The 26111-nt window shown below is 73.5% G+C and carries 16 protein-coding genes; 9 read left to right on the top strand and 7 right to left on the bottom strand.

Going from position 1 to position 26111, the window contains the following annotated elements; genetic code table 11:
* Nucleotides 1-72 precede the first annotated feature (72 nt).
* Nucleotides 73-1680 (bottom strand): carboxyl transferase domain-containing protein, encoded by a 1608-nt coding sequence (locus Pta02_RS06365; RefSeq protein ID WP_203873740.1) that lies wholly within the window; start codon nt 1678-1680, stop codon nt 73-75.
* 89 nt (nt 1681-1769) lie between these two features.
* Between Pta02_RS06365 and Pta02_RS06360 the strand changes: the two genes are divergently transcribed.
* From Pta02_RS06360 to Pta02_RS06350, 3 genes are all read left to right on the top strand, one after another.
* Nucleotides 1770-2369, top strand: a complete 600-nt coding sequence (locus tag Pta02_RS06360) for an SACE_7040 family transcriptional regulator (protein ID WP_203873739.1) — start codon at nt 1770-1772, stop codon at nt 2367-2369.
* A 267-nt stretch (nt 2370-2636) separates the two neighbouring features.
* Nucleotides 2637-3611, top strand: coding sequence for an ATP-binding cassette domain-containing protein (locus Pta02_RS06355; RefSeq protein ID WP_203873738.1), 975 nt, complete (start codon nt 2637-2639; stop codon nt 3609-3611).
* 29 nt (nt 3612-3640) lie between these two features.
* A complete protein-coding gene (locus tag Pta02_RS06350) occupies nt 3641-4495 on the top strand; it encodes an ABC transporter permease (protein ID WP_203873737.1) in 855 nt (284 codons plus the stop codon).
* Between the two features lie 289 nt (nt 4496-4784).
* Here the strand turns inward: Pta02_RS06350 and Pta02_RS06345 are convergent, their stop codons facing one another.
* Nucleotides 4785-5891, bottom strand: coding sequence for a hypothetical protein (locus Pta02_RS06345; protein ID WP_203873736.1), 1107 nt, complete (start codon nt 5889-5891; stop codon nt 4785-4787).
* A 207-nt stretch (nt 5892-6098) separates the two neighbouring features.
* On the opposite strand from Pta02_RS06345, the gene Pta02_RS06340 reads away from it, so the two are divergent.
* Nucleotides 6099-8309 (top strand): thiamine pyrophosphate-dependent enzyme, encoded by a 2211-nt coding sequence (locus tag Pta02_RS06340; protein WP_203873735.1) that lies wholly within the window; start codon nt 6099-6101, stop codon nt 8307-8309.
* A 10-nt stretch (nt 8310-8319) separates the two neighbouring features.
* On the opposite strand, the gene Pta02_RS06335 is transcribed toward Pta02_RS06340, so the two are convergent.
* Nucleotides 8320-9462, bottom strand: coding sequence for a magnesium and cobalt transport protein CorA (locus Pta02_RS06335; protein WP_239129739.1), 1143 nt, complete (start codon nt 9460-9462; stop codon nt 8320-8322).
* Nucleotides 9463-9674: 212 nt separating this feature from the next.
* On the opposite strand from Pta02_RS06335, the gene Pta02_RS06330 reads away from it, so the two are divergent.
* The 4 genes from Pta02_RS06330 to Pta02_RS06315 all read left to right on the top strand — a co-directional run bounded on the left by Pta02_RS06330 (nt 9675) and on the right by Pta02_RS06315 (nt 15992).
* Nucleotides 9675-10394, top strand: coding sequence for a M50 family metallopeptidase (locus tag Pta02_RS06330; RefSeq protein WP_203873734.1), 720 nt, complete (start codon nt 9675-9677; stop codon nt 10392-10394).
* Nucleotides 10395-10508: 114 nt separating this feature from the next.
* Nucleotides 10509-11726 (top strand): hypothetical protein, encoded by a 1218-nt coding sequence (locus Pta02_RS06325; RefSeq protein ID WP_203873733.1) that lies wholly within the window; start codon nt 10509-10511, stop codon nt 11724-11726.
* A complete protein-coding gene (locus Pta02_RS06320) occupies nt 11716-12891 on the top strand; it encodes a hypothetical protein (protein ID WP_203873732.1) in 1176 nt (391 codons plus the stop codon). Before Pta02_RS06325 ends, Pta02_RS06320 begins: the two co-directional genes overlap by 11 nt.
* Before the next feature lie 83 nt (nt 12892-12974).
* Nucleotides 12975-15992, top strand: coding sequence for a coiled-coil domain-containing protein (locus Pta02_RS06315; protein ID WP_239129737.1), 3018 nt, complete (start codon nt 12975-12977; stop codon nt 15990-15992).
* 21 nt (nt 15993-16013) lie between these two features.
* On the opposite strand, the gene Pta02_RS06310 is transcribed toward Pta02_RS06315, so the two are convergent.
* The 3 genes from Pta02_RS06310 to Pta02_RS06300 form a co-directional block, all read right to left on the bottom strand.
* Complete coding sequence (locus Pta02_RS06310; protein ID WP_203873731.1) at nt 16014-17480, bottom strand: GGDEF domain-containing protein; 1467 nt, start codon at nt 17478-17480, stop codon at nt 16014-16016.
* A gap of 167 nt (nt 17481-17647) precedes the next feature.
* Nucleotides 17648-22234, bottom strand: coding sequence for an AAA family ATPase (locus Pta02_RS41840; protein WP_275423559.1), 4587 nt, complete (start codon nt 22232-22234; stop codon nt 17648-17650).
* On the bottom strand, nt 22235-23380 hold the full coding sequence (locus Pta02_RS06300) for an exonuclease SbcCD subunit D (RefSeq protein WP_203873730.1): 1146 nt from the start codon (nt 23378-23380) through the stop codon (nt 22235-22237).
* Nucleotides 23381-23548: 168 nt separating this feature from the next.
* On the opposite strand from Pta02_RS06300, the gene Pta02_RS06295 reads away from it, so the two are divergent.
* Entirely contained in the window at nt 23549-25060 is a 1512-nt protein-coding gene (locus Pta02_RS06295) for an alpha/beta hydrolase family protein (RefSeq protein WP_239129735.1), read from the top strand.
* An 88-nt stretch (nt 25061-25148) separates the two neighbouring features.
* On the opposite strand, the gene Pta02_RS06290 is transcribed toward Pta02_RS06295, so the two are convergent.
* Nucleotides 25149-26102, bottom strand: coding sequence for an alpha/beta hydrolase (locus tag Pta02_RS06290; protein ID WP_239129733.1), 954 nt, complete (start codon nt 26100-26102; stop codon nt 25149-25151).
* Nucleotides 26103-26111 lie beyond the last annotated feature (9 nt).

Genomic DNA, 26111 nt, shown 5'->3' with positions numbered 1-26111 from the left:
TCGATTCCTGGGCCGATTCCTGGGCCGATTCCTGGGCCGATGCGGTGGTCGGTTTGCTGGTCATGGTCGCGGTCACATCCGGAAGACGCCGTAGCCGACGGGGTCGAGAGGGGCGTTGGCCGAGGCGGACAGGGCCAGGCCCAGGACGGTGCGGGTGTCGAGCGGGTCGATGACGCCGTCGTCCCACAGGCGGGCGGTGGAGTAGTAGGGGTTGCCCTGGTCCTCGTACTGCTCGCGGATGGGCCGCTTGAACTCCTCTTCCTCATCCGCGCTCCAGGCGTCGCCGAGCTGGTCGCGGCGGACGGTGGCCAGCACGTTGGCGGCCTGCTCACCGCCCATGACCGAGATCCGGGCGCCCGGCCACATCCACAGGAAGCGGGGCGAGTAGGCGCGTCCGGCCATGGCGTAGTTGCCCGCGCCGAACGAGCCGCCGATGACGACGGTGAACTTGGGCACCCGGGCGCAGGAGACGGCGGTGACCATCTTGGCGCCGTGCTTGGCGATGCCCCCGGCCTCGTAGGCCCGGCCGACCATGAAGCCGCTGATGTTCTGCAGGAAGACCAGCGGGATGGAACGGCGGTCGCACAGCTCGATGAAGTGCGCGCCCTTGAGCGCGGACTCGGCGAACAGGATGCCGTTGTTGGCGATGATCCCGACCGGGTGGCCGTGGATGCGGGCGAAGCCGGTGACGAGCGTGGAGCCGTACTCCGCCTTGAACTCGCCGAAGCGGCTGCCGTCGACGATCCGGGCGATGACCTCGCGGACATCGTACGGCGTGCGGGTGTCGGCGGGCACGATGCCGTACAGGTCGCGGGGGTCGTGCGCGGGCTCCTCGGACGGCACGCGCTCCCACGGCGTGGCCGGCCGGGGGCCGAGGGTCGAGACGATGTCGCGGACGATCCGCAGGGCGTGCGCGTCGTCCTCGGCCAGGTGGTCGGTGACGCCGCTGACCCGGGCGTGCAGGTCGCCGCCGCCCAGTTCCTCGGCGGTGACCTCCTCGCCGGTGGCGGCCTTCACCAGCGGCGGGCCGCCCAGGAAGATCGTGCCCTGGTTGCGCACGATGACGGCCTCGTCGCTCATCGCCGGGACGTAGGCGCCGCCCGCCGTGCAGGAGCCGAGGACCGCGGCGATCTGCGGGATGCCCCGCGCCGACATGGTGGCCTGGTTGTAGAAGATCCGGCCGAAGTGCTCGCGGTCCGGGAAGACCTCGTCCTGCCTGGGCAGGAACGCGCCGCCGGAGTCGACGAGATAGACGCACGGCAGGTTGTTGTGGAGGGCGACCTCCTGGGCCCGCAGGTGCTTCTTGACCGTGACCGGATAGTAGGTGCCGCCCTTGACGGTGGCGTCGTTGGCGACGATCACGCACTCGCGGCCGGAGATCCGGCCGACGCCGGTGATGATCCCGGCGGCTGGGGCCTCGTCGCCGTACATGCCGGTGGCGGCCAGCTGGGACAGCTCCAGGAACCGGGAGCCCGGGTCGAGCAGGGTGTCGACGCGGTCGCGGGGAAGGAGTTTGCCGCGCGAGACGTGCCGGGCCCGCGACTTCTCCGGGCCGCCCAGCGCGGCGGTCGCGACCCGCTCTCGCAGGTCGGCGGCGAGCCGCTCGTTGGTCTCGGCGTTGGCCTTGAAACCTTCGCCGCCCGGGTCGCAGGTGCTTCGCAGCACCGGCCAGCCACCCATGTGAGCCCCCTCCACCCGGCTCCGTTGCCGGGGTTAACGGTCACTAACCCTGCCGAGGATGTTAGTCATCATTAACGTCACCGTCTACTATGCGAGAGGTGACGACTGCCCAGACCCCTACCCGCAATCGCGGGTCACGGCGCACGGAGATCCTGGACGCCGCCGCCCGGCTGTTCGCGGCGCGCGGCTTCCACGGCGTGTCCATCGAGGACATCGGCACGGCGGTCGGCACCTCGGGACCCGCTCTCTACCGGCACTTCAGCGGCAAGGAGGCCCTGCTGGCCGAGATGCTGCTGGACATCAGCGAGCGCCTGCACGCCTCGGCCGCCGCCCGGGTCACCGCGGCCCCGGATGCCGAGCAGGCCCTGGACGCCCTGCTCAACGGCCAGATCGAGTTCGCGCTCGGCCACCCCGCGCTGATCACCGTGCACGACCGCGAGCTCGGCAACGTCCCCGAGCCGGCCCGCCGGCAGATCCGCCGCCTGCAGCGCCTGTACGTCGAGGAGTGGGTCACGGTGCTGAGCGAGCTCTACCCCGGCTGCCCGCCGGCCCGACTGCGCGCCGCCACCCACGCCGTCTTCGGCCTGCTCAACTCCACCCCGCACAGCGCGGGCGAGCTGCCGCCCGAGGCCATGGCCCCCCTGATGCGCGCGATGGCCCGCGCGGCGCTCGCCGAGGCCGGAAATTAACGACCGCTAACAAAAAGGGGCGCGCCGGACAGGCGCGCACCCAGGTCGCGCATGACCGAGAGCCGGGCTCTGCCCCCGCTGCCCCCGCTGCCCCCGCTGCCCCCGCTGCCCGCGCTGCTCCTGCTCCTGCTGGCCGCCTCGGTCCTCGCTGAAGATATATCTTTACTATATCTAGATATTCGGTATATTTCGCCCTAGGGGCAAGAAGGAGACGGAAACGGGGTCAGCGGAGAAGAATCGACCAAGACGCACGGAGGGGCGGTGTCGATGGCCGAGACAGCGGTGGCCGTGAAGGGCCTCACGAAGACGTACGGGAAGATCGAGGCCGTCAAGGGCGTCGACTTCGAGGTGGCGCCCGGCGAGGTGTTCGGGTTCCTCGGACCGAACGGCGCGGGCAAGACCACCACGATCAGCATGCTCTGCACGCTCGCCGACCCCTCGGGCGGCTCGGCCACCGTGGCCGGGTACGACGTGGTGCGCGAGCGCGACGAGGTACGGCGCAACATCGGGCTGGTCTTCCAGGATCCGACCCTGGACGGTTACCTGACCGCCGAGCAGAACCTCAGGTTCCACGCCGAGTTGTACGGCGTGCCCAAGGCGCTGGTGGACGACCGGATCCGGCAGGTCATGGAGATGGTCGCCCTGTGGGACCGCAAGGGCGACAAGGTGCAGACCTTCTCCGGCGGCATGAAGCGGCGCCTGGAGATCGCCCGGGGGCTGCTGCACTCCCCCCGCGTGCTGTTCCTCGACGAGCCGACCGTGGGACTGGACCCGCAGACCCGCTCCGCCATCTGGGGGTACATCAACCGGCTGAGGCGCGCCGAGGACATCACGATCTTCATGACGACGCACTACATGGACGAGGCCGAGTTCTGCGACCGGATCGCGATCATCGACCACGGCGAGATCGTGGTGATCGACTCCCCCGAGGCGCTCAAGGCCAGCGTCGGGGAGGACAGGGTGCAGATCCAGACCGCCGACGACGAGGCCGCGATCGCCGCGCTGCGCGACCGCTTCGGCCTGGAGGCCGCGGTCCGCGAGAACCAGGTGACCTTCGCGGTCGCCTCGGGCGAGCAGTTCGTGCCCAGGCTCTTCGCCGAGCTGGGCGTGCCCATCCGCTCGGTGAGCGTGTCCCGGCCCTCCCTGGACGACGTGTTCATGTCCTACACCGGCTCGACCATCCGCGACGCCGAGGCCGAGGGCTCGGCGAACGCCTGGATGCGGGCCATGGCCCGCCGCTGAGGCCGGCCGGTCCCCGAAGGAGGTAGAAGATGGCCACCGACGTGGTGAGCGTGCGGATCCCCCTGCGCACCGCCGGGCACGACATGCGCGCGGTCAAGGTCGTGCTCCACCGGGAGATGCTGCGCTTCGTCAACGACCGCACGCGCATGCTCTCGATGCTGATCCAGCCGGTGCTCTGGCTGTTCGTGATGGGCACCGGGTTCGGCTCACTCGCGCAGGGGGCGATCCCCGGGATCGACTACCGGACGTTCATGTATCCGGGGATGATCGCGATGACGGTCATCATGACCGCGATGTTCTCCGCCGGGTCCATCGTGTGGGACCGGGAGTTCGGCTTCCTGCGCGAGATGCTCGTCGCCCCGGTCAGCCGGGGGGCGATCGTGGTGGGCAAGTGCCTGGGCGGGGCGGTCGTGGCGGTCGGCCAGGGCGTCGTCATCCTGGCCATGGCCGGGTTGGTCGGCGTGCCGTACGACCCGGTGCTGATGCTGACGCTGCTGGCGGAGATGTTCCTGGCGGCGTTCACCATCACCGCCTTCGGCGTCACCCTCGCCGCGCGGATGAAGAACATGCAGACCTTCTTCGGCCTGATGCAGATGGCCATCATGCCGATGATGTTCCTGTCCGGGGCGATGTTCCCGCTGGCCAACCTGCCGCCCTGGCTGCACGCGCTGACCACGGTGAACCCTCTGACCTACGCGGTCGACCCGATGCGCCAGGCGGTCTTCTCCCGCCTGGACGTGCCGCCCGAGGTCGACGCCACGCTGAACCCCGGGGTGAGCTGGTTCGGCTGGCAGGTCCCCGTCCCCCTGGAGCTGGGCCTGGTCGCCCTCATCGGCGCCGTCCTGCTGGGGGTGGCGATCGTGCAGTTCCGCAGGAGCGACTGAGACCGGGGCACCGGGAGCGACTGAGACCGGGGCACCGGGAGCGCCTGAGACCGGGGCACCGGGACAGGGGCACCGGGACCGGGCGTGAAGCAGGGTGCGGAGACCGGGCGCCGAGACCGGGCGGTGCCCGGTGCGGGCACGGGACGGCCCGGGTGCTCGAGCACCCGGGCCGCCGTCGTGTCCGGCCCGCAGGGCGGGCCGGGGTCCTTCAGCTCTCCGGCCGGGGCCGAAGGCCGTCCGGAGTCAGCCTCTGGCCTCGTCCGGAGTCAGCGTCTGACCTTGTCCGAGGTCAGCGCTTGACGCGGACGTAGTCGATCCGGCTGGTGTCGCCGTAGAAGTCGTCGTCGCCCTTGAAGACGAACTTCCAGTAGCCGGACTTGTAGGCCTTGGCCTTGGTGTAGAGCTTGCCGTCGTCGTTGGACCACGCGGTCTTCACGTAGTACCACTTGTGCGAGCCCTTGGGCTTGAAGTACAGCCCCACCTTGGACCGGTAGCCGTCCCAGCTCCCGTCGTCGCGGACCTGGAGCTTGCCGGTGAACTTCAGATGACGGCCGTAGCGGACCGGCTCGGGCGAGGCGTTGAACTTCGCCACCCGGCTGTCGGCGCGCTCGGGCTCGGGCTCCGGCTCGCGGACCGCCACGTGCAGGGTGCGGTCGGTGCCCTTGACGCCCTTGGCGCCCTCGAACACGGCCTTCCAGTGGCCGGAGGTGCGGGCCTCGGCGTTGACGCCGAAGCGGCCGTGGTGGTCGGTCCAGTCGGAGGCCACGTGCTCCCAGCGGGACGAGCCGTCGGCGCGGAACAGCACGTGGACCTTCTGGCCCTTGTAGCCGTCCCAGCCCTTGTCGGTGTCGACCTGCAGGACGCCGCGGACGTGGACGGTGTCGCCCTTGTCCACGGGGTCGGGCCAGGCGCGGTAGTCGACGATCCGGCTGTAGACGAACTTCGGCGGCGTCTTGACGTCGACGCGGTCGGTGTCGCTGACCGAGCCCCTGGCCGCCGAGGTGGCGAAGAACTCCGCCCGCCACCAGCCGGTGACCTCGGCCTTGACCGTCGCCTTGAACGAGCCGTCGGAGTTGGTCTTGATCGTGACGATGTGCTGGTAGGCGTCGGTGTCCTTGGCGCGAAGAGTGATCTTCACGTCCTGGCCGCCGTAGCCCTTCCAGCCCTTGTCGTCCTGGAGCAGCCGGCCGGAGACCTCGATCTTGTCACCCTTGTCGACCAGGTCGGGGGTGGCGTCGAAATCGACGATCTTGGTGTCCAGCAGGGCCGCGACCTCCGCGCTGGAGGCGGCGGGGACCAGGGCGGTCCCGGTTGCGGCCGTCGCGGACGGGGCCAGAGCGAGGGCTCCGGCACCGATGGCCACCACGACGGCGATGGATCGGGTGCGTTGCAACATGCGGATGTCATCCTCCCCGTTGCATGGAACGCGGCATGAGGGTGCCACGTAATCGTTCTGTCAAGTAGACGTCCCGATCCGGCAAATCGATGCCACATCTGACAAATAGTTATTAATAACTGTTGAATAGGACCGATCCACAGGATCCGCCGAGCAAAGCAGTCAAGGGTGACGACGGGGACGCTCCGCCAGGACATAATCGGTTGCGTGGCGCGCGACACTGTTGAGACTCACTTCTCCGAGACGGTGGCGACCCTGGTTCCCGGGGTTCCCCGTGATCCCGCCTCTCCGGTGCGCGACGGGACGAGCCTGACGGGAGCCCGCTGCAGAGAGCTGTTCGGCTTCCAGCTCGGCAGCCGCCTGCTGGACATCGCGGCACGTCACCTGCGCGAACAGGGCGAGGGCTACTACACCATCGGCTCGGCGGGCCACGAGGGCAACGCCGCGGTCGCCGCGGCCCTGCGCACCACCGACCCGGCCCTGCTGCACTACCGCTCGGGGGCCTTCTACCTGACCAGATCGGCGATGGCCGGACGGCTGCCCGAGGAGGGCATGCGCGACGTGCTGCTCGGTCTGGTCGCCGCGGCCGAGGAACCGATCGCCGGCGGCCGCCACAAGGTCTTCGGCCATCCGGACCTGGCGGTGATCCCGCAGACCTCCACGATCGCCAGCCACCTGCCGCGCGCGGTGGGCACGGCCTTCGCCATCGAGCGCGCCCACCAGCTCGGCGTGCGCGGCAGGTGGCCGCAGGACGCCATCGCGGTGTGCAGCTTCGGCGACGCCTCGCTCAACCACGCCAGCGCCCTGTCGGCCTTCAACACCGCCGCCTACTGCTCCTACCAGGGCCTCGGGCTGCCGCTGCTGTTCGTGTGCGAGGACAACGGGCTGGGCATCAGCGTGCGCACCCCGAACGGCTGGGTGGAGGCCGCCCGCCACCCCCTGCTGGAGTACTTCCCGGCCGACGGCTGCGACCTGGCCGACGCCCACGACGTGGCGCGGGCCGCCGCCGACCACGTCCGCGCCCACCGCTCCCCCGCCCTCCTGCACCTGCGCACGGTCCGGCTGATGGGCCACGCGGGCTCCGACGTGGAGCTGTCCTACCGGACCAGGCGGGAGATCAACGCCGACATCGGGCGCGACCCCCTGGTCGCCACCGCCAGGCTGCTCGTCGAGGCCGGCCTGGCCACGCCCGACGGGCTGATCTCCCTGTACGAGACGACCCGCGAGCACCTGTTCAAGATGGCCATGGAGAGCTCCCGGCGCCCGCGCCTGACCTCCGCCGCCGACATCGTGGAGCCGCTGGCCCCGCGCACCCCCGAGGCAGTCGCCCGGACCTCGGCGGTGGCCTCGCCGGACCGGGAGAGGGCCTTCGGCGGCAGGCTGCCCGAGCAGGAGGGCCCGCTGACCCTCGCCCAGGCGATCAACCGGACGCTGGCCGACACGCTGGCCTCCCACCCCGAGGCGATGGTCTTCGGCGAGGACGTGGCGCGCAAGGGGGGCGTCTACGGCGTCACCCGCGGCCTGCAGAAGCGTTTCGGCGCCGGCCGGGTGTTCGACACGCTGCTGGACGAGCAGACCGTCCTGGGCCTGGCACTCGGCACGGGCGTGTCGGGCCTGCTGCCGATCGCCGAGATCCAGTATCTCGCCTACCTGCACAACGCCCTGGACCAGATCCGCGGCGAGGCGGCCACCCTGTCGTTCTTCTCCCGCGGCGCCTACCGCAACCCGATGGTCGTGCGCGTCCCCTCCTACGCCTACCAGAAGGGCTTCGGGGGCCACTTCCACAACGACGACTCCATCGCCGCGCTGCGCGACATCCCCGGCCTGATCATCGCCTCCCCGGCCCGGCCCGACGACGCCGCCGCGATGCTGCGCACCTGCATCGCCGCCGCACGCACCGACGGCAGCGTCTGCCTGTTCCTGGAACCGATCGCGCTGTACAACACCCGCGACATGTTCGACGACGGCGACAACGGCTGGCTGGCGCCGTACGCCCCCTCCTCCCGCTGGGCGGAGACCCACGTCCCGGTCGGCCGCGCCCGCAGCTACGGCGACGGCCGCGACCTGACCATCGTGACCTTCGGCAACGGCCTGCGGATGAGCCTGCGCGCGGCGGTCAGGCTGACCGCCGAGGGCCACAGCTGCCGGGTCCTCGACCTGCGCTGGCTGTCCCCGCTGCCGGTGGACGACCTGCTGCGGGCGGCGGAGCTGACCGGCAAGGTGCTGATCGCCGACGAGACCCGCCGCACCGGCGGCGTCTCCGAGGGGATCGTCACCGAGCTGCTGGACGCCGGTTTCACCGGCAGGATCGCCCGGGTGACCTCCTCCGACAGCTTCATCCCGCTGGGTGACGCGGCCAGGCACGTGCTGCTGTGCGAGGGCGAGATCGAAGAGGCCGCCCGCAAGCTCCTGGGCTGAGCCGCCCCCTCTAAAGCCAGTCGCGGCGTTTGAAGACCAGATAGAGGGTGACGCAGACGACCGCCATCAGCAGGACGGCGAACGGATAGCCCCAGGCCCAGTGGGTCTCGGGCATGACGTCGAAGTTCATCCCGTAGACCGTGCCGACCAGTGTCGGCGCGAACAGGATGGCGGCCCAGGCGGAGATCTTCTTGACCTCCTCGTTCTGGGCGTTGCTGGCCTCGGTGAGGTTGGTCATGTGCTCGTTCTGGGCCTGGGCGACCATGGTCGAGTTGACCACGAGGATGTCGTGGAGCATCTGCCGGAACCCGCCGACGCGTTCCACCACGGTGATCGCGTGGTCGGCCACATCGCGCAGGTAGGTCTGCAGGTCCTCGGTCAGGCCGTACTTCTCGGCGCCCGCGACGAAACCGTCGATCATGGCGAGCAGCGGCCTGGTCGCCCGCTGGAACTCGATCACCTCGCGCGACAGCTCGTAGATCCGGCGGGAGACGCCGGGCTCGTTGCCGAAGACCTCCACCTCGATCTCGTCGATGTCGTTCTGCAGACCGGCGACGACCGGGGCGTAGCCGTCCACGACGGCGTCCAGGATGGCGTACAGCACCGCCTGCGGACCCTGGGCCAGCAGTTCGGGGTCGTCCTCCATCCGGCGGCGGACCTGTGACAGGTCCGGGCTCTCGCTGTGCCGTACGGTGATCACGAAGTTGGGGCCGACGAAGACGTGCAGCTCGCCGAAGTCGACCTCCTCGACGTCGTCGAGATACCGGGCCGGGCGCAGCACCACGAACAGCGTGTCGTCGTAACGGTCGGCCTTGGGCCGCTGGTGGGCCACGATGGCGTCCTCGACGGCCAGCTCGTGCAGGTCGAACTCCTCGGCGACGTTGCAGATCACCGAGCCCTCCGGCCGGTAGAAGCCGATCCAGGCCATGCCGCCCGGGGTGTCCTTCAGGATCTCGAAGGCCTCGGGCAGCGAGGCGGGGGTGGCCGCCCGCCGCCCGCCCGCGTAGATCGCGCTGTCGATGACACGCGAGCGCGAGGAGATCGGCTCGCCCTCCCCCGAGCGGGGGTCCATCGACCGCTCCGGGGAGTCGAGCCCGCCCCGGGAACGGCCTCGTACCAGGGCGCGCATGTCCTGCACCCGACGATCCGCCACGTCCGCCTCCTCGTCCGGTCTGCCGGGCCCGCCCGGCGACGGCGGCCCCGCCCGGCGCTCCTGCCCCGGATCACCGGTTTTCACCATCTATCAGGTGCGATCTCGAGATAATCCCGGCAGCTATCCACCATTCCCCGCCTGTCGCCACCAGACTCGATGTCATGGGACGCTTTGCTGCGCCGTTCCGAAACGCCCGTGAGGAGAGCTGATCGTTGACCGACGTCTGGGTGACCCTTACCACGGCCCAGCCCGGGCCGCCCGCATGGGTCGTGCTGCTGTCCGCCGTGGCGGCACTGGCCGTCGTGGCGTGGTCCACCTCCTGGCAGCTCTCCCGGGGGCTGATCACCATCGCGCACGAGGGCGGGCACGCGCTGATGGCGCTGCTGACCCGGCGCAAGCTCCAGGGCATCCGGCTGCACTCCGACACCTCCGGCGTCACCCTGACCCGGGGCAGGCCCACCGGCCCCGGCATGATCCTGACGGCCGCCGCGGGATACGTCGCGCCGTCGCTGCTGGGGCTGGGCGGCGCGTGGCTGACCGCCTCCGGGCACATCGCCGTCCTCATCACGGTCGTGATCGTGCTGCTGGTCGCCATGCTGCTGATGATCCGCAACCTGTTCGGGGTGGTGAGCCTGCTGGTCACCGGCGGGGCGATCGCGGCGCTCACCTGGTACGCGCCGCCGGAGGTCGACGCGATCATCGCCTATCTGGCCGTCTGGTTCCTGCTGTTCGGCGGGGTCCGGCCGATCCTGGAGCTGCGGCGCAAGCGCAGGCACGGCCGGGTGCCCGACTCCGACGCCGACCAGCTCGCCCGGCTGACCTTCCTGCCCGCCGGGGCCTGGGTGGTGCTGTTCCTGTTCGTCGCGGCCGCCTCCCTGGCGGGCGGCGCCTACCTGCTGGTCCCGCTGCCTGCGCTGACCGGCCTCTTCTGAGCGGCCCCCTTCCGAGCAGGTCTTTTCCGTACGGCCCGCGCCGGGCCGCCCGGATCGATCGCCCCGGGCGGATCGGGGACGGGATTGTCGGGCGCAGGCCGTACGGTATACCGCGTGCCAGAGACGAACCACGAGATCACGCTGGACTCCGCCCTGGGCGAGGAGGCCGTGCTCGCGACCTACCGCCGGATGTTCGCCGCGCTCGCGCGCGACAGCGGCGCGGTCGTGGACGACCCCGTGCTGGTCGACATCGCCGAGACCCTGTTCGCCGCCTTCGCCGAGGCCGGCGAGGAGTGGCTGACCCACGAGCAGATGCGGCACGCCTGCCGGGCGCACCCGGTGGAGCTGTTCGAGAACCGCCTGCGCGTGCTGCGCGGCCTGGGCGCGATCCGCGAGGTCTTCCCCAAGCCCAACCAGCTGCGCTACCGGGCGTCGTTCACCAGCGTGGTGGGGCTGATGTTCATCCGGCGCATGATGGACGACGGCGGCCAGTCCGAGATGCACCGGCTGCTGGCGCTGGAGGATCTCAACGTCGCCGACCCCCGCACGACCATGGAGGAGGCGCGCGCCAGCGCGCAGAACCTGGCGCGGGCGTTCCGGCTCTGGGCGCTGGAGCTGATCACGCTGACCGGCGGCACCATCGAGGAGTTGCGCGAGCAGGCCCCCAAGCTCTGGGGCACCGAGGAGATCGCCCGCCGGGCGCAGAGCCTGCACGGCACGATCCTGAACCGCTGGCCCGACCTCGACCGCACCTGCACCGAGCTGCGCGCCGCGATCTACTCCTACAGCGACGCCTCCCGGCGCGCCGCCGGACGGCTGGCCGACTCCGCGGGCACCACGAGGAACCTCACCCTGCTGCCCGCCGAGACCTGGCGGACCTTCGCCCAGACCGCCAGCAAGGAGCGACTGGCCGCGGTGCTCGACGGCTTCGTCTTCGACGCCCCGGCCCCCTGGCACGACCCGGCGGCGATCGTCAGGGCCGTCGACGAGAGCCCGCGGCCCGCGCCCGCGCAGCCCACTCCCCCGCGTTCGGCGCTGCCCGACCCCGGTCCCGCCGATTCCCACGACGCGGGCCCGGCCGGGCTCGACCGGCTGGCCTCGGTGGCCGAGAGCGCGCTCGGCGGGCGCTCCTCGGCGCGGCTGGAGGAGCTGCTGACCGCCGACGGCGAGTGGGTCTCCGCCCGCCGGCTGCTGGCCGACCTCGTCTCGATCGACCTGCGCTCCGAGTCGCCCTACCGCCTGCGCTGGTCCGACGGGCTCACCGCCGCCCCCGGCGCCGAGCCCGCCTGGCTCTCGCACGGCGTGCTGGAGAGGACCGGCAATGACGCCTGATCTCGCGCACGCCCGCGCCCGGGCGACCGGCCCGCTGCCGCTGGGGGCCGGTGAGCCCGTCCCGCACGGGATGATCCGGCTGGAGCACGGCGACGGCACCGGCCTGGCGCTGCCCGCCTGGCCCGACGGGGCGACCCCCTCGCTCCTGGAGGAATACCAGGTCGCCCCGGTGGCCGTGGAACGGTCCGGGGAGACCCGGCGGGTGCTGGCCGCGGCGCTGAAGTGCTGCTGGAGCGACCTGGCCGCCGGTCCCTGGCCGGGCGTGCCCGCGCCGGTCGACGAGGTGCTGGCGGCCTACCGGGCGCTGATCGGCCGTGGTGACGACCTCATGCGCAACTGGGCGATCGGCGCGCTGCGCCGCCTGCACGACTCGGCCTGGCTGGTGGTGGCCGACGGCCTCGTACGGCTCGGCCCCCGGTGCGCCTGCTGGCCGGAGGAGTCGCACGCGCAGCTGCGGGAGCTGGTGCGCCGCCTGCCCGCCCCCGGCCAGGAGGCGGCCGGTCTCGACGTGCTGCCCGCCGCCGGGCCGGACGGGGGCTCGGCGAGCGTCACACCGCCCGGCGGCGTGGACGAGGACCTGCTCGGCCCCTTCGACGAGCGCCGCCGGGCGGAGATCGTCGCCGCGTTCATGGCGGTGGAGCACGCGGCCGAGCCGGTGCACGAGGCCCGCTTCCCCGCGCTGCGCGATCCGGCTCCGCGCCGGGTGCTGGCGGAGATGCTGGAGCGCCGGGGCCGGGTCCTGATCCAGGACCGCGAGCGGTGGACCTCCGGTTACGCCGACGGTGCGGCGGCCGAGGCGGGCGCGCTCCCGGACGAGGCCCAGCGCGCCGTCCTGGTGCTGGTGCTGATCCACTCGGTGGCGATCCCCCGGGCCGAGGGCCTGCTGCCCGCCGACAGCTGGCTGTCGCCGTTCCCCGTCCAGGCGGAGGAGCTGCGGCGGCACACCATGCTGCCGATCGGCGAGCTGGAGGCCGCGCTGCGGGCCCTGCGCCACGCCGGCCTGGTGACCCAGGTGAAGGCCGGTGAGGAGGCCGGCGGCTACGTGCCCGGCCCGCAGTTCCACCGGCTGACCGGCCCGGCCCGGCGCCGCCTGCAGGAGGAGCTGATCCTCGCCGCGGGCCCGCACACTCCGCTGGCGGCGGCCGTACGGGCCAGGCGCCGGTGAGCGCGGTGCACCCGGGGACCACGCCGGGCGGAGCCGGCACGAAGGCCGATACGAAGATCGCACGCAGGGAAGGAACGACGGGGTTGACCGAGCAGCCGGAGCAGGCCGCGAAAGCCGCCGGACGGAAGAACGCCGGAGAGGCCGCTCAGGAGAGTCTCGTGGCGGTGGACTCCGGAGCGGGCGCGCCGAGTGAGAACGTCGTCGGCGACCGTGTCCTGGTCGCCGTGCAGGCCGTCAACATCTCCCGGCTGTCCACCCACCCGGTGCCGATCGTGCCGGGCACGCTGATCGTGGTGGCCGGGGCCGGGCCGAAGGACTCCAACGGCGCGGGCAAGTCGTCGTTCATCGCGATGATCACGGCGCTGCTCGGCGACGAGCAGTGGCGCTTCGCCTCCGGCGCCAAGGCGGTCGCCGAGCTGCTGTTCAACGCCGAGCTCGCGGCCGGAGCCGGGGGGAAGTCCTGGGCCAGCGCGGCCCACGGCTACATCGTGGGCGTCTTCTCCGAGCCCGGCACGATGGACGACGCGGTGACCGTGTGGCTGCGCGTCAACCAGGAGGCGCCGCACCTGGAGATCCGCTGGACGCGGGGGGTGCGCATGGCCGTCGCCCCCTCCGAGGCGGAGCGGGTGGCGCGGGCCGACGAGATCTGGGCGACCCTGCCGCGCTCGGCCGGGCGGCGCGACGTGGTCGCGCGCGACCTGACGCGCTTCCTGTACGGCGACCGCGTGCGGTGCGTGTCGTTCCTGTCCACCTCGGTGCGGAGCAAGGTCGCCACCAACCTGCTCTCCCAGCCCCTCAACGAGATCTCCCCCGAGCGGGTCTTCGAGGCGATCGCCGCGCTGACCGGTCTGGACTCCGAGCTCGACCAGGAGCGCGAGGCCCGGCGCGACGAGCACGCCAAGCGGGTCCGGGCCGAGCGGGCCATGGAGCTGCTCAAGGAGTTCGAAGGCGAGTCGCGGGCGCTGCTGGAGACCTTCGACCGGCGCGACCGGGCCAGGGTCGGTCTGGCGGACGCGCTGCGCTGCTGGCGGGGACGGCTGGCGCGCAGGCTCGCCGACGCGGCGCGGCGGGACGAGGCGCTGGCCGCCGAGCTGGAGCGGTTCGAGGAGGCGGGCGAGCGCGCGGCGGAGGCGATCCGGGAGGTCCGCGCGGAGATCGCCACGCTGAAGGAGGACACGCTCGACCGTGCCCTGGCCGCGGCCCGCGCCGAGCTGGCCGGTCTGCAGGCCCGTGCCGCCAGGCTCGAGGCCGACCGGGCCGTGGCGGAGAACTCCGCCGACGAGCTGCGCGCCCGGATCCCCGCCCTGCAGGAGCGGCGGCGCCTGGCCGACGGCCGCGACGTGCCGGCCGCCGAGGGCGAGCTGGCGCAGGCGAGGGCCCGGCTCAACGAGGCGCTGAAGGCCCTGGGCGTGGCCGACCGCGAGGCCGGCGACGCCCGGGCGGCGCTCGACGACGCCGAGGGCGGCCCGGCCGCCGCCCAGCTCAAGGCCCTCGGCGAGGCGGGCGTCGGCGCGACGGGCCTGCTGGACGCGATCGACGTGGCCGAGCACGCCCGCGACGACGAGGCGTCCGGGCCCGGCGTCACCGGGGGCCGCGGGTGGCCGCACGAGCACGCCGTCATCGTGGACGCCGGCGACCTGGAGGCGGCGGGCCGCGCCCTGGCGGGGCTGCCCGGGTCGGTGCTGGTCAGCGCCGCGGGGGTCACCGTGGTGGGGTCGTTCGAGGCGGTGGCCACCGGCAGAGAGGCCCGGATCAAGGCCGCGGAGCTGCGGCTGCACCGGGCGCGTGACGTGCAGGAGGCGGCGGCGGGCGCCGTACGGGCCGCCGAGGACGGGGTGGCCGACGCCGGGCGGCGGCTGGAGGGCGCCCGGGCGGCTGTGGAGCTGGACGGCCTGGAGCGGCGGCTGGCCGGGCTGCGCACCCGGCTGACCGAGCTGACCGAGGCGCTGACCGAGGTCGCGCCCCAGGTCGACGAGGCCGAGCGGGAGGCCGGTGCGCTGGACTTCCGCGCCCGGACCAGGAACATGGAGATCGAACGCCTGGAGGGCCGCCGGGCCCGCCACGAGGGCGAGCGCGACCAGGCCCGTGAGCGGGCGGCCGCGGTCGCCGCCGACCGCGAGAGGCTGGGGCTGGAGGCGCTGGCCCGCGACTGGGGCGGCACCGCCGCGGGGGCGGTGGAGTGGCTGGAGGCGCTGCCCGAGCACGAGCTCCCGCTGACCGCCGAGGAGTGGTGGCGGGCGGCCGAGCGCCGCCTGGACGAGGCGCTGCGCGACACCTTCCCCGGCCAGGACGAGGAGATGCCGGAGGAGCTGCGCTTCCTGCTGCGGGAGCGGACCGAGCCCGGTGCCGGCCGGACCGCGCGCGAGCAGGCCACCTTCCCCGGCGTGTGCGCCGCGCTCTCGTCCTACCTGCGCGGCCAGGAGGAATACGAACGCCACCAGCGCCGCCAGATCGAGACCCAGCTCGCCACCCGGCAGCGCGACCTGACCGCCGCCGCCCGGGGCGCGGAGGAGGCCGCGCAGTCCACCGCCGTCCACCGCGCGGCGCTGACCGCGGCGATCAAGGCGCGGCTGACCCGGGTGGCCGAGGAGTTCGACCGGCTGGACACCTCCTACGGCGGGTACGGCGCGACGCTGGAGTTCCCCGTCCCGGCCGCGCCCGCCGACCCCGAGCAGCGCTGGGCCTGGCGGGTCACGCCGAAGTGGCGCCGGGGCGAGGGCCAGGGGTTCGTGCCCTACAACCGGCGGGCCAACACGGCGCTGATGGACGAGAAGGCGGTGAAGCTGGTCTGCGCGGCGGCGATCGCCTCCTCCGGCGGCGGGCATCTGTGCCTGGTCCTGGACGAGCTGGGCCGCAACCTCGGCAAGGAGCACCGGCGCGAGGCGGTGGCGCTGTTCCGCCGGATCGGCGAGACCTACGGCATCACGGTGATCGGCGCCCTGCAGGACGACATGGAGCCCTACGCGGTGGACGCCTGCGGCCAGTACATCAAACTGCGCCGCTCCTCCGACGCCATGCCGTACAACGAGCCGCCGGTGATCATCGGCCACGACGCCCACGCCGATCGCGTACGCGCCCTCGCCTCCGCGGTGATCCGATAGCCCGCCTGTCCCCGGGCGGGGCTATCCTCCCGCGAACGCCGAGGGCTCCAGGGACGGGCCCTCGGTCTCGGACGGCGGGTCCGCCCGCACGACGCGGTCGCGTCCGGCGGTCTTGGCGGCGTACAGCGCGGTGTCGGCGCGGCGCAGCAGCCGCAAGGGGGTCTCCCGGCCGTCCCACAGCGCGAGACCGGCCGAGAAGGTCTGCTCGTGCGGGGTGACCAGGCGCAGAGCCTGCAGCAGATGCTCGGCGGCCGCCAGATCGCGGCCGGGCATCAGCAGCACGAACTCCTCACCGCCGTAGCGGGCCAGCATGTCGGCCGAGCTCAGCAGCAGGCTCCAGGCCCTGGCGGCCCCGGCCAGCAGCTGGTCGCCGCCCTGGTGGCCGTAGGTGTCGTTGAAGCGCTTGAAGTGGTCCAGGTCGAGCATGGCCAGCGTCAGCGGGACGTCCTCGTGGGCGGTGCGTTCGTAGTCGCGGACCAGCTGGGCGTCCAGGGTGCGGCGGTTGGGCAGGCCGGTGAGCATGTCGGTGCGGGCGATCTCGTCCAGGCGGCGGGCCTGGTGCTGCAGGCGGCGCAACATGACGGCCATGCGGGCCACGACCAGGACGAACAGCACCGCGGAGGTGATCGCGACCGGCCAGGCGCTGAGCTCGAAGCCGAAGGCGAGCTGCACGATCAGGGTGCCGGGGGCGAGCAGGACCACGGCGGTCAGCGTGAGCAGGCGGCCGGTGGTGAAGGCGGGCGGCGTGTCGGAGGTGGGGCGCAGCAGGTCCCGGGCCGAGGGGTGCAGCGCGGCGGCGCCCCAGATCACGTAGGACAGCAGGAACGGCGCCAGTGAGATCGGCATGCCGTAGACGATCGCGTCCCCGGTCAGGACGAAGATCATGTCTCCGGCCATGACCAGGATCATGGCGGCGATGACCATGCGCCCGGCGGCGGTCCGCGCGCGGGAGGTCGCCAGCACCAGCACGAGCCCGGCCAGCAGCAGCACGTCGCTGAACGGATAGCCCAGCGTGATCAGCTGTTCCAGAGGGGACTCGTATCCGCCGAGGTTCGGGCCGATCACGAGCACCCAGTAGGGCAGGACCAGGCCGACCGTGAGGATGGCGCTGTCGAGCAGGGCCTCCCGGTTCTCGGGCGAGCGGTGGTGCCGGGCGAGCATGAGCAGGGCGCCGGCGACGAGCGGATACTGCAGCAGATAGAAGGCGTCGGCCGGTGACGGGAAGGGGTCGACCTCGGCGACGTGCTCGTAGTAGACCCACATGGCGTCGCCCACGGCCGCGGCGAGCTGCCCGGCCGCCATGAGCGCCCAGAGCATGCGGACCCCGCCGCGGGATCGGGCGGCCGCCACGAACGCGGCCGTGGCGCTGGACATGCCGATGGCGACGTATGTCAGATCACGGCCGATGCCGTACGGCATCGCCAGGTAGATCGCCACGACGACCATGCCGCCGAGGAGATAGGCGCGCCAAACCCGCGAACTGTCCATGCCGCTCCATCGGCGGGCATCAGCCACTCCTTAGCGTAGCTGTGACATCGCTTACTGTCAGTACGGTTGGAGTCTCATCGGAGCCGTCACCGCGGGCCGCGGCCTCCGCGCGGGCGCCGCCGGCGGCCCGGGGCGGCCGGCGGGCGTCCCGCCGGTGGACGGCCGGATCACTGGTGGATGGTCGAGCCGTGACGGTCCTTGCGGATCCGCAGCTGGGCGGGGACGCGGGTGCGCAGCTCGCCGACGTGGCTGACGATGCCGACGGCCCGGCCGCCGTCGCGCAGGCCGTCCAGGATGTCGAGGACGCCGTCGAGGGTGTCCTCGTCGAGGGTGCCGAAGCCCTCGTCGACGAAGAGGGTGCCGAGCTCCGCTCCCCCGGCCTCCGCGGTGACCACGTCGGCCAGGCCGAGGGCCAGCGCCAGCGACGTTATGAAGCTCTCCCCGCCGGACAGCGTCGCGGGGTCGCGGTCCACGCCGGTCCAGCCGTCGAGGATGCGCAGTCCGAGACCGCCGCCCGACCTGCTCCTGTCGCCCGCCGAGCGTCTGAGGTCGTGGTCGAGGAGATAGCGCCCTCCCGACATGTGGTCCAGCCGCTCGTTGGCCGAGGCGACCACCTGCCGGAGCCGCTCACCCAGGACGTAGGACGACAGCCGCATGTTCCACCGGTTGTCGGTGGAGTTGCCGCCGGTCAGCGCGGCGAGCCGGTCGGCCAGGCGGTGCCGTTCGGCGGCGGGCCGCCAGCGGTCCAGGCAGTCGGCCAGCTCGGCGCGGAGCGTGACCAGCCTGGCCCGGCGGGCCTCGGCCCGGTCGCGGGCGGAGATCACACCGGCGTGGGCGGCGTCGGCCGCGTCCCTGGCCCGCTTCAGCGTCTCCAGGTCGGGTTCGGGCTCGGCGGCGGCGCCGATCAGCTCGGGGTCGGCCAGCTGGGCGTCGACGGCGGCGCGCTCCCGGTCGAGGTCGCGCAGCCGTCCGGCCTTGTCCGCCTGCTCGGCGGCCGGGCGGACCGCCGCCCGGGCGTCGTCGAGCCCCAGGAACCCGGCCTCGGTGACCGCGGCCACGGCCCGGGCCCGGGCCGTCTCCAGCTCGGCCGCGGTGGACCTCTCCTCCCTGGTGGCCTCGAGGGCCTCCTTGAGCAGCTCGGCCTCGTCGGTCAGCCGTTCCAGCCGGGCGGCGAGCGTCGGATCCTCCCCCCGCGCCTCGTCCAGGCGCGCGGACAACCGGTCCGCGTCGGCGGTGAGGGCCTCCAGATTCGCCCGGCGCGCGGACAGCCCGACCGCGAGCGCCCGGGACCGCTCCTGCTCCCGCCCGAGCTCCGCCCTGACGCTCTCGGCCTCCGCCATGAGTGCGGCCACGGTCCCGGCCGACTCCCGCAGGATCTCCACGAGGCGCTCCGCCTCCCGGAGGTCCTGTACGGCGCGCCCGACGGTGAGCGGGCCGGGCTCCGTGTGACCGGCACCCCCCGCCTGCTCCACAGCGGCCAGGACGCCGTGGCCACCGGCCCCGCCGGACGCCATCGCATCGTCGGCGGCGAGGTGGCCACCGGCTCCGCCCTCAGCCTCATCGGGCGCCATCGCGCCCTCAGCCTCATCGGGCGCCATCGCGCCCTCGGCGGTGAGGTGGCCGCCGACCCTGCCCTCGGCGCCGTCGGGGTTGTCCGCGGCGGCGTGGCCGCCGGCCGGGCCGTCCTGCCGGATGCCGAAGGTGTCGCGGTCGATGCCGTGGCGGGTGGCGGCCTCCTGGTGCCGGGCGGCGATCTCCTCGGTGCGCAGGGCGGCGGCCAGGGCGGCCGCGAGGCCGCCGGCCTCGGCGGTGAGCCGGTCGCGGCGGGCCTGGACGGTGGCGTCGCCGTCCCGGGCCGCGTCGAGGCGGGCCGTCAGCCGGACCTGCTCGGCGTGGGCGCCGTTCCTGCGGGCGTGTCCCTCGGCCAGATCGCGGGCGATCTCTCCGGCGCGCGCCGTCACCGCCTCCAGTTCGGAGGTGAGGCGTTCCACCTCGGCGGCCAGCCCGGGCTCGGCCTCCGCGGCGGCGACCAGGGCGGCCAGGTCCCGGCCGGCTCCGGCGACCGCGTCCTCGGCCTCCGCGACGGTCAGCTCCCCCGCCACCCCCAGGGCCTCGTCGAGCTGCGAGGTGAGGGCGGCGACCTCGTTCTCCGCGGCCTGGCGGCGCTCCAGCGCCGCGTCGTAGGCGAGCTGCGCGGCGCCTTCGTCGTCGGCGGTGGGGGCCTGGGCGGCCGGTGCGGCCGGGGCGGGGTGGTCGGGCGAGCCGCAGACCGTACAGGGCTCGCCGGGGACGAGCTTGGCGGCGAGTTCGGCCGCCATCCCGTCGATGCGGGCCTGCCGCAGGCCCTGCAGCCGGTCGCGGAGCTCCTGGGCGTGGTCGACGGCCCCGGCCCGGGAGATCCGCGCCGTTTCGCAGGCGGTGCGCAGCGCGTCGCGGCGCCGGGCCGCCTCCAGCGTGGCGGCCGCGGCGTCGGCCGCCGCCCGGGCCTGCGGGATCCCGGCGGCCTCGGCCCTGGCGGCGGCCAGCCGCGCCGACGCGCCGGCGAGAACGGCGGGCAACTCGCTCCGGACCCCGGCGAGCTCCGCCTCCTGACCGGCCAGCTCCCGCAGGGCCTCGTCGAGGGCGGCGAGCTCGGCCTCCAGTTCCGCCAGCCGCGCCTCCTCGGCCCGCAGCCCCTCCAGCCCGGCGAGGGCGTCGCGGCGGTCGCGTTCCCAGGCGCCGAGCAGCTCCCGGAGGCCGGGTGTCTGCGGCGTGAGGCCCCGCGCCGGGTCGAGGCCGACGGCCCCTGCGGGCACCGGCAGGGCGGACAGCGCGGCCGCCAGCTCACGCCGGGCGGCCTCCAGGGCCGCGGCGAGCCGGTCGCGCTCCTCGACCGCCCGCAGGCGGGCGGCGGCGGCGTCCCTGGCCGCCTCGGCCGCGGGCAGCCGGGCGGCGTCCAGGCGGGCGGCGGTGAGGCGGGACTCCGCCTGCTCCCGCAGGCCCGGCAGCTCCTCCAGGCGGGCGTCGACCGCGGTCTGCTCATCGGCCAGCCGGACGATCTCCCGCTGCTCGTGCCCGCGATCGCGCAGGAGCACGGCCAGCCGCGCCTCCTCGGCCCGCAGCTCACCGAGCCGGGCGATCTCCTCCAGCCGGTCGCGCTCCAGCGACGCCAGGCGGGCGGCGTCGGCGACGTCCGCCAGGAGGATCGCGCCGTCGCCGTTCTCCCCCGGCGGGAAGGCCTCGACCAGGGAGAGCACACCGTCCCGCGGAGAGAGCCCGCCGGTCAGGGAACGGACGACGCCTCCGCCACCCTGCGACGGGAGTCCACCGGCCAGGAGACGGACGACCCCCTCGGCCTCCTCCGGGGAGAGCCCGGCGGTCAGGGAACGGACGACGCCCTCGGTGTGGGCCAGGGGGAGGGCGCGGGCGAGGGCGTCGGCGGCGAGGTTGCGGGCCTTGGCCGCCGCCTCGGCTCGCTGTTCGGCCTCCTGGACCAGGGGCAGCACCCGGTCGGCCCGGGCCGCCTCGGCGAGGATCGCCTCCAGGTCGGCCCGTTCCTCGGCCCTCTCGTCGAGGATCCGGCTCCGGGTCAGGGCCTCGGCGTACCGGCGCCGGCGGTCGGCCAGGGCGACGCCGTCCTCCAGACGCCTGCGGGCCTCCAGCGCGGCCGCCTCGCCCTCGGCCCCGCCCCGGGCCACCGCGTCGGCCTCCTCGGCGGCCAGCCGTACCAGCTCGTCCGCCCAGCCCAGCGGGTCGTCCTGCGGCGAGAGGGGGACCCCGGCCCGGCCGTCCCCGGACGGGGGAAGCACTCCCGGCCCGCCGTCTCCCGAAGAGGACGCCCCCGACGGCCCCGACGGCACAGCCGATCCGCCGTCCCCGGCCGGCGATGCCACCCCCGGGCCACCGTCCCCGGCCACGGACACCGCTCCCGGTCCGCCGTCCCCGGAGCGCGCCGCCGATCCCCCGTTCCCGGAGTCCTCGGCCGTGGGCGCCCTCCCCGGTCCGCCCGCGCCCGTTCCCGGCAGGGCGTCCTCCCACGGCGGGGTGTCCTGCTCAAGCGGGGGCGCCGGTTCGGCGGCGGGGACCAGGGCGTCCAGGAGATCGGGACCGGCGGCCTCCTCGATGCGGTTGAGGGCGGCGTCGACCTCGCGGCGCAGCGCCTGCTGGTCGCGGAAGGCCTCGGTGCGGCGCTCGGCGAGCCACGACTCGGCCGCGGCGTAGATCTTGACGGAGAACAGGCGCTCCAGGACCTTGCGGCGTTCCTCGCCGTCGGCGCGCAGGAAACGGGCGAAGTCGCCCTGGGGCAACATGGCGACCTGGCAGAACTGCGCGGCGTTCATGCCGAGCAGGCCGCTGATCAGATCGCCGGCCTCGTCGACGCGGGTGGTCAGCCCCATCCACTCGCCCGAGGACAGCAGCTCCTCGACGATGACCTTGGTCTGCTCCAGGGTGGTACCGGTGCCGCGCTGCTTGGGCCGCTGCCAGGCGGGTGAGCGGGTGATGCGGAAGCGCCGGCCCCGGATGGTCACCTCCAGGACCACGCGCGGGCCCCGTCCGGGCGGGGCGTGGTCGCAGCGCAGGTTCCTGGCGCTGTTGCGCTGGCCGGGCACCTGGCCGTACAGGGCGTAGCACAGGGCGTCCAGCACGGTCGTCTTGCCCGCGCCGGTGGGGCCGTGGATCAGGAACAGCCCCGCCTCGGACAGCGCCTCGAAGTCGACCTCCTCCTCGCCGGGGAACGAGCCGAACGCGGTGATCTGCAGCCGGTGCGGGCGCATCTACGCCATCGTCTCCTTCGTACGGCAGGCCTCCACGGCCTGCTGCAGCAGCAGGGTCTCCTCGGCGTCGGCCGCCTCTCCGCGGACCTCCCTGACGAAGTCGAGCGCCACCTCGATCTCGGGCCGCCCCGCCGTACGGGCGCGTGTCACCTGCTCCCGGACGCCGCCCTCGGGCTCGAAGGAGAGGGTGAGCGTGTGCGGGAAGCGGGTCCGCAGGCGCTCCATCGCCCCCTTGGGGCGCACCGGGTCGGTCAGCACCACCTGGAGCCAGCGGTCTTCGTGGTCGGCGTGCTCCTCGGCGGTCAGCAGGTCCTCCAGGCGGCCGGACAGCCGTCCCAGCCGCCGGGGCACGGGGGCCTCGACGAACTCGGCGCCGGCGAACCCGTCCGGCCCGAGGTCCACCAGCCAGGAGCCCTTCACCTGGCCGAGCTCGGAGAAGGAGTAGGCGATCGGGGAGCCGGAGTAGCGCACGCTCTCGGTCATCCGCTGGCGGCCGTGCAGGTGGCCCAGGGCGGCGTAGTCGGCGCCGTCGAAGACACCGACCGGGACGTGGGCGACGCCGCCGACGCTGATGTCGCGCTCGCTGTCGCTGGCCTGCCCGCCGGTGACGAACGCGTGGGCCAGCACCACCGAGCGCGTGCCGCGCGAGGCCGCGTCAGCCCGGATCAGCGACATGGCGTGCCCGATCGCGGCGGTGTGGGTGCGCTCGGGCAGCTCCCAGGGGCCGCGGACCAGCTCGGGCTCCAGGTAGGGGATGCCGTAGAAGGCCACCTGCCCGCCCCCCGCCGGGTCGTCGATCATCACGGGCTCGCCGACCCGGGCGGGGTCGGTGCGCAGGTGGACCCCGGAGGCGTCGATCAGGTCGGCCCCGAAGCCGAGCCTGCGGGCGGAGTCGTGGTTCCCGCTGATCAGGACGGTGCGCACCCCCTCGGCGACCAGCCGTCGCAGGGCCTGGTTGCACAGCTCCACCGCGTCGACCGACGGCAGCGCCCGGTCGTAGACGTCACCGGAGACGACGACCACGTCGACGCGCTCGGCCCTGACCGTCTCGATCAGGTGGTCGACGAAGGCCCCCTGCGCGGGCAGCAGGCTCTCCCGGTGGAAGGACCGGCCCAGATGCCAGTCCGATGTGTGCAGCAGGCGCATGTCGCCTGAAGCTAACAGTCCTCAGCGACATATGGCGCCACTCTCACCACACCGATCTCGCCGGACCGCCCCGGAACGCCGGAAAACCCCTGCGACGAGTAGTCTTGAAGATCTACAGCGAAATTTGGGAAAGACGGGTCGAAAAAGCGACCATCGCATGGTCGAGCGGTGATCGGAGAGCGGATCGGCATGCGGGTGGGCCGGGGCACGATGAGCGTGGCCGCTGCTTTGATCATGGTGGCTCTCGCGACGGTGGGTTACACCCTCCCCCCACCCTTCGACCCGTCGCCGATGGTGGCCGATCCGGCCTTCCAGACGCTGCCGGCCCAGCCCGCCGACGAGACCAGGTCCGTCATCAGGAACAACGGGATCAGCACGCAGAACATCACCGTCGAGGCCAGGGGCACCACCCTGGGGGCGACGATCCGCGCCCCGATCACCCCGGGCAGGCACCCCGCGCTGATATTCGTCCAGGGGGCGGGCCCCGGGGTGCGCGACGAGTTCACCACCCAGGCCGAATGGCTGGCCACGGCCGGGATCGTCACGCTCACCTACGACAAGCGGACCGTGGGCTACGACTTCCGCCACCGCGACTTCGGCCTGCTGGCCGACGACGCGCTGCGCGTGCTGGCCGCGCTCAAGAAGCGCCCGGACGTCGACCCGGAGCGCATCGGGCTGTGGGGGGTCAGCGAGGGCAGCTGGGTGGCGCCGATCGCGGCCGCCAAGAGTGAGGATGTCGGCTTCACCGTGCTGGTCTCCGCGCCGAACGTCTCCCCCATGCGGCAGGTCAGCTGGGCGCTGGGCGAGCAGCTGGACCGGCTGCACGCGCCCAGCGGGGTGCGCGAGCTGCTCATCCGGGCGATGGGCGCGGTGGACATGAACTTCCTGCGCCACGACGGCGTGCCCGCGCTGCGCGGGATGCGCCAGCCGGTCCTGGCCCTGTACGGCACGCGCGACCCGTCGATCCCGTTCGTGGAGAGCAGCCAGGTGCTCACCCGCGCTCTGGCCGAGGGCGGCAACCGGTCCTACACGATCCGCTATCTCGACGGGGCCGACCACGGCATGCGCCTGCACGGCGGGCCGTTCGCGCCCGGCTATCTGGAGACGCTGACCAACTGGGTCAAGGGCCTGCCGGACACGGCCGTGCCGTCGGTGCCCGTCGCCGGCGCCACCCCGGTCCAGCGCTTCGAGGCCAGCGACGTTCCCACCGCCCCGTGGTACGCCGGGGGCGCGATGCTGGGGCTCACACTCTGCCTGGCCGCCGTCGGCTACGTGGCCGGCCCGGTGGCCGCCATGGTGGTGCGGATACGCGGGCGCCACCTGCCCGCCGCGGCCAACGCCCGGCTGTGGCCGCCGATCCGGCGCCGCTTCCGCCGGATGGCCTGGACCGGGCTGGGGCTGCTGGTCTCGGTGCTGGCCTTCATCGTCCTGCTGGTGCTGTTCTCGGTGAACCAGGCGGGGGCCTGGCCCGCGGTGCTCGCCGGCTGGCTGGTCATCCGGATCCTGGCGGTGCTGATGCTCCTGCAGGAGGTCACGGCGACCGCGGCCGTCGTCTCCGGGCTGCGCGAGGGCTGGCGTCCCAGCCGCCCCCAGCACGTCGCGATCGCCGGGGTGCTCGGCGGCACCGGCCTGCTGCTGGTGGCGGCGGCCTACTACGGCCTGTTCGCCTTCCCCTGGTGATCCTCCGCCTCGCTCCCCGGTGAGCCGGTGAGCTCCCCGGGGATCGCCGTCCGGGCGTCACAGCCCCCCTTGTCACGGGCGGGCCGTCTCACAGATAGCAGGCCAGCCAGCGGTCCATCTCGGCGAAGACCTGCTTGCGCGCGGGCTCGGGCGACAGCACCAGGTCGTGCATGCCGCCGGGCACCCGCACGCAGGTGACGTGCCCGCCGACCTTGGTCGACCAGCGGGCGATGTGCTCGGGGTCGAGCACGGTGTCGGCGCTCTGGGCCTCGGGGGTGAAGTCGCGGATCTGCAGGCCCTTCTCCGCGCACAGCACCAGCACGGGCGCGTCCACCCGCAGTCCGCCCTGCAGGCGCCGGTGGGCCCGCCGTACGGCCGCCAGCCAGGCCGCGTGCACCGGGAAGCCGCCGATCGGCTTCCACTCCAGGTCGAAGTCCCACTCGCCGTGGTGCTCCCGGTGCAGGCTGGTGCCGTACGCCGTGGACAGCCCGAGGGGCAGTACGGCGCGCGTGGGCAGCCGGGACATCGGGCCGCGCAGGAGGTCGGCGGCGATCCTGAGCCCGGCGGGGACGTTGAGGTCGAAGAAGGGGCTGTTGAGCACCAGGCCCTGCACGAGCCCCCGGCCGCGGACCCGGTCGGCCCACAGGGCGGCGATGAGGCCGCCGGTGGAGTGGGCGTTGAGCACCACCGTGTCGTGCCCGTCGTCCTGCCGGATGATCCGGACCGCCTCGTCGATCTCCGGGAAGTACTCGGTCAGGCTGCGCACGAACCCGCGGGTCTGGTGCGGCAGCAGCGACCGGCCGTACTTGCGCAGGTCCAGGCCGTAGAAGTCGATCCCCTGGGCGGCGAAGTGCTCGGCCAGGTGGGTCTGGAAGAAGTAGTCGGTGAACCCGTGCAGGTAGAGCACGGCCCTGCCGGTGGGCGCGGAGGCGCGGCGCCGCACGAGGGAGGCGACGACCTCCCCCTCGTAGTCGTCGGACATGGGCAGGACCGTCAGCTCGTAGCCGGGACCCAGCACATCGGACACGGGAACGTCGGACATGAGATCAGC

The organism is Paraplanobispora takensis (assembly GCF_016863195.1).
Classification (GTDB): Bacteria; Actinomycetota; Actinomycetes; order Streptosporangiales; family Streptosporangiaceae; genus Planobispora; species Planobispora takensis.
This window is presented reverse-complemented; position numbering and strand designations above follow the sequence as displayed.